Origin of the sequence: Flavobacterium phycosphaerae (assembly GCF_010119235.1) — a bacterium.
Taxonomy (GTDB): domain Bacteria; phylum Bacteroidota; class Bacteroidia; order Flavobacteriales; family Flavobacteriaceae; genus Flavobacterium; species Flavobacterium phycosphaerae.
The window spans coordinates 3,091,124-3,106,213 of the sequence record NZ_JAAATZ010000001.1; the positions used below are offsets into that span (position 1 = coordinate 3,091,124).

Genomic DNA, 15,090 nt, shown 5'->3' on the forward strand with positions numbered 1-15,090 from the left:
ACATTCAATTCATTACATTTGATTTAAGTTTTTATTAACATTTTATTTTATGGTTTCACTTTTACACTTCTATTCGACTAAAAGTAAAGAATACAAGTATTTGTTGTTGTGCATTATCTTTTTCTCTTATCATGAAACAAGAGCTGTCAACTATTATGTAAATGATACTTCCCTGAAAGGAGATTTGTATACCAAAACCATAGGAAATGACAATAACGACGGTCTATCGCCTGATTCTCCAAAACTAACTATATCCGCTGCCTATCAGAAAGCCAAAGAAGGGGACACCATTTTTGTTGATACCGGAAATTATTCAGAAATCAATACAAAAGGAGAATTACGGTTTGAAAACAAAAAGAATATACACTTTATTATAAGAGGCCAATCTGAGGATGTTTTTACTAAAACACCTTTTCCTGCCAATGAAAAAAATGCTCCGGATGTTTTTTATATTAAAAATGACAAACCGGTCAGTCGTGAAGTCTATTTGAATAATCCGAAAGAAAAGTAAAAGTCAAAAGGATGAAAAAACTAGTTTCCTATCTGTATGTATGTTTGATTTACATCGGTTTTTCAACCGGTCTTTTTGCCCAACCCGCAAATGATGCCTGTGGTTCCGCCATACCGATAGCTGTAACTGCCGGAAGCTGTAATTCTACTTTTTATACTAATGTTGCTGCTACCACAGTAGGAGATCCCGCCACCCCGGCCTGTTGGTCTCCAAATAGTTTAAGTCATTCCGTTTGGTTTTCTTTTGTAGCCACTTTGGCTGATATAGAAATTTCAACCAACTTCAGTGGAACTTTAGCCAATACACAATTAGCGGTTTTTAGCGGAAGCTGTGGCTCTTTAACCCAAATTGCCTGTCAGGAAGATATCAATCCGGCTACCGGTTTATATCATACCGATATCATCTTACATGGTTTAACTGTTGGCAACACTTATTATTTGCTAGTAGACGGCAACGGAAATACTACGGGAACTTTTGGAATTTGTGCTCAGGAAGCTTTACCCATCGGGCCTACTTTACCGGTACAAGACTGTATAACAGCTTCTACATTATGTAATCTCAACAGTGTTTCGGTACCAAACGGAACCGGAAGTGTTGGGGTTAATCAAGAAAGTCCATCTTGTTTTGGAGCACCGGGAGAACGTTCTTCAAATTGGTATAGTTTTACAGTAGCCACATCGGGAATATTGCAATTTGCTATTACGCCTACTTCTGTAATTGATTATGATTTTGCCGTTTTCAATACCTCAAGCTCCTGTCCGGGTACAGAAATATCTTGTAACTGGAGCGGTACTACAGGACCAGGTGGCGTTACAGGTTTAGGCTGTTCCGGACCTCAATGCAACCCTACTTTTACAGTTACAGCGGGACAGACTTATACGATTCTTGTAGATCGATTTACAGCAACTTCATCGGCAGGATTCACATTAGATTTTACCGGTACCACAGCCACCGTTACGAGCCCCAACCCTTCTTTTACAGCTACAACCGCTTGCGTGGGAACACCAACTCAATTCACCAATACTACTAACGGAAATTACACCTATAATTGGACTTTTGGCGATGGATTCACTTCCACATTAAAAAATCCGACCCATACTTATGCAGCAGCGGGAACTTACAACGCCACACTTTTATTAACAGCTGTTCCGGGGGATGTCAAAACGCTATAACACAATCGGTAACCGTAAAACCATTTCCGACTGTTGATGCAGGAACGGCTGCTGCAATTTGCTCGGGCGGATGTGTAACATTGGGAGGTACAACAAATGCTATTGGTGCTACCGAACCGGCTGTATTTACTAACGGAGGAACTTATGCTATACCAGACAATAATACAACAGGAGTCAACTCACCAATAACAGTAAGTGGTATCGCTCCAACTACCATTACAAACACCTCTATTGCCTCAGTATGTTTATCAATAACCCACGCTTGGGATGAGGATTTAGATATTTTTCTTGAATGTCCAAACGGTACTAGAATTCAGCTATCAACTGACAACGGAACTTCGGGAGATAACTATACCAATACTTGTTTTACGCCTACTTCTACCAACCCGGTAACTTCCGGTTTGGCTCCTTTTTCGGGAACGTATTCACCTGAGCAAGCTTTTAGTCTTTTAAATGGTTGCAATGCCAATGGTACCTGGCAACTTTTTGTTCGGGATGATGCCGGGGCAATATCAGGAAACATTACGGGCTGGACGATAACCTTTAATAATGATTTACCTCCTTTTACTTGGTCACCAACAACAGCAATGACTAATACCACAACATTATCACCAACAGTTTGTCCGACTTCAACCACCACATATACATTAACCGGAAATAACGGAACCGGTTGTACTACTTCGGATACTGTTACCGTAAATGTAAATGCTTCTGTCACTCCTACTTTTACGGCTGTCGGTCCTATTTGTTCCGGTGCCACATTATCGGCTTTGCCAACCACCTCTACTAATGGCATTACGGGAACTTGGGCACCCGCTTTAAACAACACGGCAACAACAACCTATACTTTTACACCAACAACAGGACAATGTGCTACTACAACGACTTTGACCATAACTGTTAACCCAAATATCACTCCGACATTTACAGTAGTAGCTCCTATTTGCTCGGGAGGAACTTTATCGGCTTTGCCTACTACTTCTAACAATAGTATTACAGGAACCTGGGCGCCGGCATTGAACAATACAGCAACAACAACCTATACTTTTACACCAACAGTAGGTCAGTGTGCCACGACAGCCACATTAACCATAACGGTGAATCCTAATATTACTCCCACCTTTACAGCAGTAGCTCCGATTTGTTCAGGAGGAACATTATCCGCATTACCTACTACTTCTACTAATGGCATCTCAGGAGCATGGACACCCGCTTTGAGCAACACAGCAACAACAACCTATACTTTTACACCAACAGTAGGGCAATGTGCTACGACAACCACATTAACCATAACGGTGAATCCTAATATTAGTCCCTCCTTTACAGCAGTAGCTCCGATTTGCTCGGGAACAGCGTTATCGGCTTTGCCAACCACTTCTAATAACGGTATTACAGGAACTTGGGCTCCGGCTTTAAGCAACACGGCAACTAACACCTATACCTTCACACCAACCGCAGGATTATGTGCTACGACAACTAGTTTAACTATTACGGTAAATAACAATCCAACTATAACCGGTACATTGACTTTTTGTAATGGCAGTACTTCTCAATTGAATGGATCCGGAACGCCTGCCGCTGTTACTCCATGGGTTTCTTCTAATACCGCAGTGGCAACTATTAGTAGTACGGGGTTAGTAACCGGAATTTCAAATGGGACCTCAACCATAACTTATACCGATAGTAACGGTTGTTTTATAACGGCAACAATTACGATTGCCACAAATATAATTCCAACTTTTACAGCGGTGCCTCCCATTTGTTCGGGAGCCACTTTATCGCCTTTACCTACCACTTCGAACAACAGTATAAGCGGAACTTGGGCACCTGCGTTGGATAATACCGCTACAACGACTTATACCTTTACGCCAACAACAGGACAATGTGCTCAGAATACAACTTTAACTATTACCGTTAATCCAAACCTTACACCAACGTTCACAGCAGTGGCTCCCATTTGTTCAGGCGCTGCTTTATCGGCTTTGCCAACGACATCTAATAATGGCTTTACAGGGACTTGGGCGCCGGCTTTAAACAATACAGTTACCACAACTTATACCTTTACACCAACAACAGGACAATGTGCGACAATTACAACATTAACCATCACAGTTAATTCTAACATTACACCAACTTTTACAGCAGTAACCCCCATTTGTTCGGGAGCCACTTTATTGCCTTTACCTACCACTTCTACTAATGGATTTAGCGGAACTTGGTCGCCGGTTTTAAATAATACTGCCACAACAGTATATACTTTTACTCCAACAACAGGACAGTGTGCCACAACCACAACCTTAACCATTACAGTTAATTCGAATAGTATTCCAAACTTCACTCCGGTAGCACCAATATGCTCGGGAGGTGTCTTAGCAGCTTTACCAACCACTTCCAATGATGGGTTTACCGGAACTTGGGCACCGGCTTTAGACAATACTGCAACAACAACGTATACATTTACTCCAACTACAGGGCAATGTGCTTTAGCAACAACCTTAACCATTACAGTTAATGCTAAGATTACACCAACATTCACAGCAGTGACTCCCATTTGTTCAGGAGGTTCTTTATCGGCTTTACCAACAACATCTAATAATGGTTTCACCGGAACTTGGGCACCGGCTTTAGACAATACTGTAACCACTACTTATACATTTACTCCAAGTATAGGACAATGTGCACTGACAACCACTTTAACCATAACCGTAAATCCGAATATTATACCAACCTTTACGGCGGTGACCCCTATCTGTTCGGGAGGCACTTTATCGGCTTTGCCTACAACTTCTAACAATGGGTATACCGGAACTTGGTCACCTACTTTGAATAATACCGCTACAACAACATACACGTTCACACCAACCATTGGACAATGTGCTACCACAACTACTTTAATCATCACTGTAAATGCTAATCCAACCATAACCGGAAGCTTGACATTCTGTAATGGTAGTACCTCACAACTTACCGGTTCAGGGACAGCAGCAGTACTTAGTCCGTGGATTTCATCAAACACTGGCGTGGCAACCGTATCTAATACCGGATTAGTGACCGGGATTTCGAATGGGACTTCAATTATAACCTATACCGATATCAATGGCTGCTTTGTAACTGCAACCGTTACTATAGCAACGAATATAATTCCAACTTTTACAGCCGTGGCTCCTATTTGTTCAGGAGGAACTTTATCGGCTTTGCCAACCACTTCCAATAATAGTATTACAGGACTATGGTCACCTGCTTTAGATAACACTACCACTACAACTTATACGTTTACACCGACGGTCGGTCAATGTGCTGTGACCAATACTTTGACAATTAATGTCACTCCGAATAGTACACCTAGCTTTACGGCGGTAGCTCCGATTTGTTCGGGAACAACTTTATCTCCTTTACCAACCACTTCAAACGATGGATTTACAGGAAGTTGGACACCTGCTTTGAACAATACCGCAACTACAACTTACACGTTTACACCAACAAGCGGGCAATGTGCCACTACTTCTACTTTAACTATTACAGTTAATCCGAAAATCACACCAACATTCACCCCTGTGGCTCCTATTTGTTCGGGAGCAGCTTTATCGGCTTTGCCTACGACATCAAATAATGGATTTACTGGAACCTGGTCTCCGGCTATTAACAACACAGCAACTACAACGTATACTTTTACCCCAATGGCCGGACAATGTGCTACAAACAGAAACTTTACCATTACGGTTAATCCTAATATTACACCAACCTTTACAGCAGTAGCCCCAATTTGCTCGGGTGGAACATTATCTCCTTTGCCAACTACCTCAAATAATGGATATACCGGTACTTGGTCACCAGCCCTAGACAATACTGCAACCACAACCTATACTTTTACCCCAACTACCGGACAGTGTGCTACAACGACGACTTTAACCATTACTGTAAACCCAAATATTACCCCAACGTTTACAGCCGTGACTCCGATTTGTTCTGGCGGAACTTTATCAGCTTTACCAACGACATCTAATAATGGCTTCACCGGAACTTGGGCTCCGGCTTTAGACAATACTGCAACAACAACTTATACGTTTACGCCAACTACCGGACAGTGTGCTACAACCACCTCTTTAACCATTACTGTAAATCCGAATATTACCCCAACGTTTACAGCCGTGGCTCCGATTTGTTCTGGGGGGACTTTATCAGCTTTGCCAACTACATCAAACAATGGCTATACCGGAACATGGACTCCGGCGTTAGATAATACCGCAACCTCGACTTATACGTTTACACCAAATACCGGACAGTGTGCTACCGCCACCACTCTGACGATAACTGTAAATTCGAAACCAACTATTACCGGGAATTTGACTTTTTGTAATGGCAGCACATCGCAACTCATAGGTTCAGGGACACCTGCTGTCTTTACACCTTGGGTTTCTTCCAATACCGCTGTAGCCACCATTGACAATACCGGATTGGTTACCGGCATTACCAATGGTACCACCTCCATCACTTATACAGATAGTAATGGTTGTTTTGTAAAAGCAACAGTTGTTGTTGCCACAAATATTCTCCCGTCTTTTACTGCCGTGGCTCCAATTTGTTCGGGGGGAACGCTAACTACACTTCCGACAACATCTAATAATGGCATCACGGGAACTTGGGCTCCGGCTTTAGACAATACAACAACCACAACCTATACGTTTACACCAACAACCGGACAATGTGCTTTAGTTACTACTTTAACCATTACGGTAAATCCTAATATTACTCCAATCTTTACAGCCGTGGCTCCGATTTGTTCAGGAGGAACATTATCCGCTTTACCTACTACTTCTAATAATGGGATTAACGGTACTTGGACTCCCGCACTAGACAACACTACAACTACTACCTATACATTTACACCAACAACCGGACAATGTGCTTTGGTTACTACTTTAACCATTACGGTTAATCCCAATATTACTCCAACGTTCACAGCGGTGGCTCCTATTTGTTCGGGAACTCCTTTATCGGCATTGCCTACGACTTCTAATAATGGGTATACCGGAACCTGGGCTCCGACTCTAAATAATACCACTACAACAACTTACACTTTTACTCCAACAACCGGACAATGTGCTACAACAACTACTTTAACTATAACGGTTAATCCTAACATCACGCCCACATTCACCGCGGTGGCTCCTATTTGTTCGGGTGGAACTTTAACAGCATTGCCAACTACCTCAAACAATGGTTATACCGGAACTTGGTCTCCGATTATAGATAATACCGCTACAACAACTTATACATTTACACCAACGACAGGACAATGTGCTACAACAACTACTTTAACCATTACGGTTAATCCTAACATCACGCCCACATTCACCGCTGTGGCTCCTATTTGTTCGGGTGGAACTTTAACAGTATTACCAACCACCTCAAACAATGGCTATACCGGAACATGGACACCAACTCTGGATAATACCGCTACAACAACATACACCTTTACGCCAACAACAGGGCAATGTGCCACAACAGCTACTTTAACTATAACAGTAAATCCTAATATTACACCAACTTTTACTGCAGTGGCACCAATTTGTTCGGGAGCGACATTATCTCCTTTGCCAACCTCCTCAAACAATGGCTATACCGGAACTTGGTCACCAACTTTGAATAATACTGCTACTACAACATACACATTTACGCCAACAACCGGACAATGTGCTTTAGTTACTACTTTAACCATTACGGTTAATCCTAATATTACACCAACATTCACGACAGTCGCCCCTATTTGTTCGGGAACTCCTTTACCGGCTTTACCAACTGCCTCAAATAATGGCTATACCGGAACTTGGTCACCAACTTTGAATAACACGGTTACAACCACTTACACCTTTACCCCAGCCACAGGACAATGTGCTACCACAACTACATTAACGATAACGGTTATTCCGAATGTACTGCCGTCCTTTGCTTCGGTGGCTCCTATTTGTTCGGGAGATGCTTTATCGGCTTTGCCCACCACTTCAAACAATAGCTACACGGGAACATGGTCACCGGCTTTGGACAATACCAGCACCACAACTTATACATTTACCCCTACTACCGGGCAATGTGCTACAACAGCAAGTTTAACAATAACCGTTTATGCTCTGCCACTATTGAACTCACTTTCACCATTGTATTATTGTGACCCTAATAATGATGGATTCGGAACGTTCGATTTGACACAAGTTATTCCGATTATTACAGGAGGAAATCCTTATCCGGTTAGTTTTCATGAAACTATAACCGATGCACAAATTAATGGTACAGTCATCCCGAATCCGTCAGCTTATCCAAACATTTTTGCTGATTATCAAACTATTTTTATCCGAGTTGAATCGGTTGAGACTTCAATGTGTTATAAAATAATTACTTTGGAGTTGATTGTAAATCCAACCCCGGAAGCCACTGAACCGGAAGATTATCATGTATGTGACAACGATTATGATGGTTTTGCCAGTTTTAATTTAACTTCCATAACACCGGAAGTGATGGGAACCATAAATCCGGCTACCCATACTATTACTTATTACACCAGTCTAGCAAATGCAACCTCAGAAACGAATCCGATAAGCAATCTTACCAATTTCATTAATCAAACCATTGACACCCAAACGATATGGATTCGCGTAGAAACTACTGCTACAGGTTGTTCTGATATCGTTACTTTGCAATTGATTGTAGATCCTTTACCAACGGCTATGCAACCTGCGTATCTTCCTTATTCTTTATGTGATGACAGCCTGCCAAATGCCTATGAAGTTTTTGATTTGGGTTCGAAAATTACGGATATATTAATGGGACAAACCGGTGTGACTGTTACTTTTTACTATAGTCAGACTGATGCTGTGACAGCTGTCAACCCGTTGCCATTACTTTATACCAATGCGGTTCCGGCAGTACAAACCTTATGGATAAGATTAGAAAATGACGATACCGGATGCTTTGTGCTTTCTACGATAGATATTCGGGTCGAGCCTATACCAAGTCCTATTCCGCCGGTTGAGCCATTTACCATATGCGATACCAATCAGGATGGCGTGGATGGATTTAATTTGAATACGCTGACAGCCGATATTTTGCAGGGTGCCGATTATACCATCACCTACCACGAAACCATTACCGATGCCGAATTAGGAAATAATCCTTTGGCGAGTCCGTATTTCAATTTGTATCCGTTTATTCAATTTATCTATGCCTCGGCTGTAGACAATGTGAACGGTTGTCGCAGTGTGATTCCAATTGAATTGCATGTGGAACCGCAACCCAAAATGCCAATAACCATAGCGCCTTTGGTTCAGTGCGATCAGGATAATAACCCTCAAAATCTATCGATGTTATTTGATTTAACTCAAATTACACCACTTGTTTTAGCCAATCAGGATTTACCATCGGCTAGTTATACTGTAACTTATTATACTTCTCAAGCTAATGCTATAGTCGGTTTGAATCCTGTTATTAATACAACTAGTTATACCGGAGCCAATCATCAAATTATTTGGGTTAAAGTAGAAAATAACGCTTCAGATTGTTTTGCTATTGGTTCTTTTGAGTTATTAATCAATCCGCCATTGCCGCTAATCACACCAACCCCTTTAAATATGTGTGACGATGATGCGATACCGAATAATTTATTCACTGTTTTTGATTTAACCGTTAAGAATAATGAAATTACACAAAATCAGGCCGGTATGACCGTAACCTACTACCCTAGTTATCCTGTTACAGCATCAAGCATTCCTATTTCAAATTCGACCGCTTATACAAATAGCTCACCATCCGTACAAACATTGGGAGTAATGGTTACCAATGCCCAAGGTTGTCGCAGTTATACCACTTTAGACATTAGAGTGTTACCAATTCCGACACCAAATAATCCACATACCTATAGTCCTGAAATGGTTCTGCCTATGCAATGTGAAACGGTGGCCGGTTCAGGAGTTGCCTTATTTGATTTGACATTAAATCAAAATTATATCACGAATGGCAATCCTAATGAGGAATTACATTATTTCCCAACGCATACCGATTTGGAAAATAATACCAACGAAATTATGGTTCCTACTTCGGCTTTAGTTGGAGATAGTAGCATTGCCGGTACAACTATTAATCAAATTCAATATGTTTATATCGCGGTAAGCAACAACGCATTCATTGATTATACCGGTAGAAAATGCTATAAAGAAGTGCAGCAAGGTTTCATTGTGAATCCATTACCGGTGGTAGCCACAATCCCCGATTTTCAAATTTGTGAAAATGATCCATCAGGGGTGAATGATGGCTTTGAGGTATTTGATTTAACTTCACAAACCTCAACTTTATTGACAGGCAATCAAACCACTCCGGTATCCAATTACAGTGTTACATTTTACGAAGATGCCGGTTTGACCTTACCTATAAACAGTCCGACAACTTACATTAATACGAATAATCCGCAACCGGTATTTGTACAAATCACCAACACTACTACCGGATGTAAAAGTGCCGTTGGAAGTTTCATTATTAAAGTAAATCCGAAACCAACCGCCACAGCTCCTGCTAATTTTGAAACTTGTGATACCGATGGTACTAATGATGGCTTCTTTACTTTGGATTTAAACACTTATATAAACGGAATTATTGGCACTCAAACCAATGTAACCGCAACTTTTTACAACAATCAGACAGAAGCACAAAATGGTGTTAATGCCATAACTGACTTAACCAACTATCAAGCCGATACCCATACCCTTTGGATTCGTGTGGAAGATAACTCAACGGGCTGTTTCCAATTAGCCCAATTTACGCTAACAGTTGAAAAGCTGGCTGAACCTTTTATAACTTCGGGTAGCGATACTATTTGTGTCGAATATGGCAGCAACACTTTAATCAGTGGATTGCAATTGAACAGTGGGATTACCAATTCCAATTATACTTTTACATGGTCATTTGGGGGTACTGTAATCCCGAATGCCACTGGTCCTATTCATACGATTAACACTGTTGCTCCGGGCGATTATACAGTAGTGGCCACCAGTAATAATCCTCCATTATTGGGTTGTGTCTCTACTGTTTCGAATACGTTTACCGTGATTCAATCGGGACCGGCTATGGCTTCTAATCCGGCTTATAGTATTACTAATGCATTTGATGCTAATCAAATTGTGACGGTAAATGTGTTAGGATTCGGTCTTTATGAATACAGTTTAGATGACGGTCCGTTCCAAAGCAGTAATGTTTTTCAAAATCTGGCTATAGGTCCACATACGGTAACCGTTCGAGATGTTAAAACGAATAATAGTTGTGGTGAAATTTTGTTGATGGATATACAAACCATTGATTATCCGCATTACTTTACGCCCAATAACGATGGTTTTCACGACACATGGAATGTAACAGGATTGGAAAATCAGCCGGCACGTTTATACATTTTTGACCGTTATGGCAAATTACTGAAACAACTGAGTACTTCAGGAGATGGCTGGGACGGGACATACAACGGACATGAACTTCCGGCTACCGATTACTGGTTCAAAGTAGAATATCCGAGTGGTTTAGAATGGAAAGAATTTAAAGCCCATTTCTCGCTGAAACGATAAGTTAGTGAGGTAATTTATCTTTGATAACGCCATAAAGAAACGTTCCAAAAACAGCACCAATCAATATTAATCCTGCACTTAAAAAACCGGCTCCCAGAAGAATAAAAATAGGACCCGGACAAGCACCAACTAGTGCCCAACCTAAACCAAAAAGAGTACCGCCAATTAGATAGCGCACGGTTCCTTTTTCTTTATCCAAAATAACAATCGGGTTACCTGCTATATCTTTCAATTGCTTTCTTTTGATAAGTTGAATCCCAATCACTCCTGTAGCAATGGCCACCATGATGATGCCAAACATGTGAAACGACTGAAACTGAAACATTTCATAAATACGGTACCAGGACACCGCTTCTGCCTTGGTTAATACAATACCGAAAACAAAACCAACCAATATAAATTTGAATAATTTCATAGCTTAAAAAAGTAAAGGTAAAATAAAATGAGCCATAATTAATCCGCCCACAAAGAAACCTATGACCGCTTTTAAAGACGGTAATTGTAGGTTGCTCATTCCGGAAATGGCATGCCCCGAAGTACAACCTCCGGCATAGCGAGAACCAAAACCAATCAGGATCCCCCCACAATAAGGATTAAAATCATTTTGGGCGATTGGAAGACTTGATTACCAAATATAGCATCCGGCAACACTTTTCCATTAGGCGCATCAATATTCATGGCCGCTAATTGCTCTACGGTTTTTGGATTTAAAGTCACATTGGAAGCATCATTTAAAAAGTGAATCGCCACGTAACCTCCAATCATAGCCCCTATTACCACGGCTAAATTCCAGCGTTGTGATTTCCAGTCCCAATCAAAGAAAGGCACTTTTTTCCCCACTCCCGTCATGGCACAAAGCGAACGAAGATTGGAAGACATTCCAAAAGCTTTTCCGAAATAAATAAGTGTCAGCATAATCAAACCAATCAGAAAACCTGAAATGGCCCAATGCCAAGTGTGCGTGATATATTCCATTTTGAATATTTTTTACAAAAATAGCAATATTAACCATTTGCAACCTTACTCCTTTTTATTAAAAATAAAGTATTTTTGGCTTCAAATTGATAAGATAACATGAAAAACTACTCGATAGAAATAAAATGGGCGATTCGCTTTACCTTACTGACATTAGCCTGGGCCATAGGCGAAAAATTTGCAGGATTGCATGACAAATTTATTGCTGATTATGCGCTTTATACTAATCTTTTTGGTTTTCCGGCACTATTGTTTTTCATCTTAGCTTTGAAGGAAAAGAAAAAATACTTTTTCAACGGAACTATGACTTGGACGCAAGGATTTGTCAGCGGAGTGATTTTATCATTTGTTATTGCTTTATTTACCCCCATTACGCAGTATGTTATTTATAAAAGCATTACGCCGCATTTTTTTGACACTATTATTGCTTACAAATTAAAAAGCGGTTTTATGACTGCGGAAGTAGCCCAACAATATTTCAATTTACAAACTTATATGTTGCAAAATTCATTCAGTAATTTGTCAATGGGTATTATTACCGGAGCATTGGTTTCTCTATTCATCAGAACCAAAAAATAAAGTTGCACGGTTATTGTGTTATCCAAAAAAAATATTTCACCATGAAAAAATAATCAAACTAAGTTATTTCGTTGCGCTGGCAGTTTTCTTTACTTCCTGCGTCAGTACTAAATCTACTTTGAAAAATGTAGACAACAATGCACCGATTCCCACTTTAACCAAAGACAATACTTTTTTGTTGACCGAATACAGTAAAGACAAAAAATATGGCTACGACCCTGATTATCCTGTAAATGTATTTTATCAAAATACAAAAAATGAAAATTTAAATGCTGAGCGATTCCTCAATGCGTTAGCGGGACCCAAAGGCGAAAAAATAACGTTCACCAAGTTAGAAAGTTGTTGTCCGTTTCCTACCAAAAGAAGCGAAATGGGAGCCGGATTTTTAGATGTTTATGAACTAACTTGGCAAGGGCAAACCAGTCCGACAAAACTTTACCTAAACATTTATGAACGAGGCTATTTGTTGGTTCCAGTTGGCCTTTCTGTTAAAAAATAAGTTAACATAATATCTGTAAAAAGTAACCAAATTATTCATAACTTAGCGGTTTTTAAATCCAAAAATTTATGAATATAAATACCATTCCACAAATCAAGAATACTGATAGTGGAAATTTCTTTGTCCTTGCCGGCCCTTGTGCTATTGAAGGTGAAGAAATGGCAATGCGAATTGCTGAAAAATTAGTCGGCATTACTGACAAACTCCAAATTCCTTATGTTTTTAAAGGTTCTTTCAAAAAAGCCAATCGCTCCAGAATAGACAGTTTTTCTGGAATTGGAGATGAAAAAGCTTTAAAAATTCTTCGCAAAGTTTCTGAAACTTTTCATATTCCTACTGTTACTGATATTCATACTAATGAAGATGCTGCTATGGCTGCCGAATATGTTGATGTATTACAAATTCCGGCATTTTTAGTTCGCCAAACCGATTTAGTGGTGGCAGCTGCCAACACCGGCAAAGTGGTGAATTTGAAAAAAGGACAGTTTATGAGTCCGGAAAGCATGAAACACGCCGTCCAAAAAGTATTGGATTGCAATAACCAAAGCGTTATGGTCACCGATAGAGGGACTATGTTTGGTTATCAGGATATGATTGTTGATTTTCGTGGTATCCCAACCATGCAACACTATGCTACAACCGTACTTGACGTTACTCATTCGTTACAACAACCCAATCAAACTGCCGGAGTAACCGGTGGCAGACCCGATATGATTGAAACCATTGCCAAAGCCGGAATTGCGGTAGGTGTTGATGGTATTTTTATAGAAACCCATTTTGATCCGGCACATGCCAAAAGTGATGGAGCCAATATGTTACACCTCGATTATTTTGAAGGGCTTATGACTCGCTTAGTGGCCATACGTAAAACCATTAATCAATTTTAATTATCCGATTTTGAGAAAATTTACACTTCTTCTAACTAGTGCTTTTTTTGGGATTACCCTAGTGGGTACAGCGCAAGAGCAAATGGCAACTCCGGATAAATATACCGCACACAATAAAGGAAAATTCTATGTTTATTGGGGAGGAAACCGCGATAGCTTTACCAAATCTGATATCCATTTTACAGGAGACAACTATGATTTTACTTTGTATGATGTTGTAGCGCACGACAAACCAAAAGGTTGGCAAATGGATTATGTGAATCCGGGTCGAATGACCATTCCGCAAACCAATTTCAGAATGGGGTATTTTATAAACGACCACTATAATATATCTATTGGTTTAGACCACATGAAATATGTTATGTTTCAGGATAAAGCCGTAAATTATAGCGGATATTATCCCAATGAAGGGAGTTATGGAGAACAACTGCCTAACGGACAGCTTTTATTAACTGAAGCATTTCTTAAATTTGAGCATACGGACGGTTTAAATTATATCAATACAGAGTTTTGCCGCGTAGATGATATTTCAAAGTTATTCAAAATTAATAACACCGATAAATTTCAGGTAAATATCACCGAAGGCGTTGGTACCGGAATTTTACTTCCGAAAACAAATGTTACACTTTTAGGTAAAGAAAGACACGATGATTTTCATGTTTCAGGCTATGGTGTTTCGGCAAAAGTAGGGTTGAATTTAACCTTCTTTAAACATTTTTTTGTGCAAGGAGAATTGAAAGGCGGCTATATTAACATGCCGGATATTAGAACCACTCAAGATCCGGCAGACAGGGCCTCACAACATTTTTTATTTTTCCAAAGGATTATTGCCTTTGGCGGAATTTTTAAAGTATAATTTTTAGTAAGC

At 40.1% G+C, this 15,090-nt stretch carries 8 protein-coding genes and 1 pseudogene; 7 read left to right on the forward strand and 2 right to left on the reverse strand.

Annotated features, from left to right (window positions below; translation table 11 throughout):
* Positions 1-49: 49 nt before the first annotated feature.
* The 3 genes from GUU89_RS13785 (at position 50) to GUU89_RS13795 (ending at position 11,282) form a co-directional block, all read left to right on the forward strand.
* Positions 50-511 carry a hypothetical protein gene (locus tag GUU89_RS13785; RefSeq protein ID WP_162128454.1) on the forward strand — a complete coding sequence of 154 codons (462 nt, stop codon included), beginning with the start codon at positions 50-52 and terminating at the stop codon, positions 509-511.
* Positions 512-522: 11 nt separating this feature from the next.
* Entirely contained in the window at positions 523-1,683 is a 1,161-nt protein-coding gene (locus tag GUU89_RS15055; RefSeq protein ID WP_162128455.1) for a PKD domain-containing protein, read from the forward strand.
* 80 nt (positions 1,684-1,763) lie between these two features.
* Positions 1,764-11,282 carry a T9SS type B sorting domain-containing protein gene (locus GUU89_RS13795; RefSeq protein WP_235922083.1) on the forward strand — a complete coding sequence of 3,173 codons (9,519 nt, stop codon included), beginning with the start codon at positions 1,764-1,766 and terminating at the stop codon, positions 11,280-11,282.
* 1 nt (position 11,283) lies between these two features.
* On the opposite strand, the gene GUU89_RS13800 is transcribed toward GUU89_RS13795, so the two are convergent.
* Both GUU89_RS13800 and GUU89_RS13805 read right to left on the reverse strand, forming a co-directional pair.
* Positions 11,284-11,697, reverse strand: a complete 414-nt coding sequence (locus GUU89_RS13800; RefSeq protein WP_162128457.1) for a DUF6691 family protein — start codon at positions 11,695-11,697, stop codon at positions 11,284-11,286.
* A gap of 3 nt (positions 11,698-11,700) precedes the next feature.
* Positions 11,701-12,257 (reverse strand): annotated as a pseudogene (locus tag GUU89_RS13805) (YeeE/YedE family protein).
* Between the two features lie 99 nt (positions 12,258-12,356).
* Here GUU89_RS13805 and GUU89_RS13810 point away from each other — a divergent pair.
* The 4 genes from GUU89_RS13810 (at position 12,357) to GUU89_RS13825 (ending at position 15,078) form a co-directional block, all read left to right on the forward strand.
* Positions 12,357-12,836, forward strand: a complete 480-nt coding sequence (locus tag GUU89_RS13810) for a DUF4199 domain-containing protein (RefSeq protein ID WP_162128458.1) — start codon at positions 12,357-12,359, stop codon at positions 12,834-12,836.
* A 118-nt stretch (positions 12,837-12,954) separates the two neighbouring features.
* The gene (locus GUU89_RS13815; RefSeq protein ID WP_394350918.1) at positions 12,955-13,335 is read left to right on the forward strand and encodes a 2-dehydro-3-deoxyphosphooctonate aldolase; all 381 of its coding nucleotides are present in this window, start codon (positions 12,955-12,957) and stop codon (positions 13,333-13,335) included.
* Between the two features lie 68 nt (positions 13,336-13,403).
* Positions 13,404-14,222, forward strand: a complete 819-nt coding sequence (gene kdsA, locus GUU89_RS13820; RefSeq protein ID WP_162128459.1) for a 3-deoxy-8-phosphooctulonate synthase — start codon at positions 13,404-13,406, stop codon at positions 14,220-14,222.
* Complete coding sequence (locus GUU89_RS13825) at positions 14,212-15,078, forward strand: hypothetical protein (RefSeq protein ID WP_394350924.1); 867 nt, start codon at positions 14,212-14,214, stop codon at positions 15,076-15,078. Before kdsA ends, GUU89_RS13825 begins: the two co-directional genes overlap by 11 nt.
* Positions 15,079-15,090 lie beyond the last annotated feature (12 nt).

Bases quoted from the DNA above. Each gene is read 5' to 3' on its own strand.
- GUU89_RS13800 (WP_162128457.1), bottom strand. From the start codon at position 11,697: ATGAAATTATTCAAATTTATATTGGTTGGTTTTGTTTTCGGTATTGTA.
- GUU89_RS13810 (WP_162128458.1), top strand. From the start codon at position 12,357: ATGAAAAACTACTCGATAGAAATAAAATGGGCGATTCGCTTTACCTTA.
- GUU89_RS15055 (WP_162128455.1), top strand. From the start codon at position 523: ATGAAAAAACTAGTTTCCTATCTGTATGTATGTTTGATTTACATCGGT.
- GUU89_RS13785 (WP_162128454.1), top strand. From the start codon at position 50: ATGGTTTCACTTTTACACTTCTATTCGACTAAAAGTAAAGAATACAAG.
- kdsA (WP_162128459.1), top strand. From the start codon at position 13,404: ATGAATATAAATACCATTCCACAAATCAAGAATACTGATAGTGGAAAT.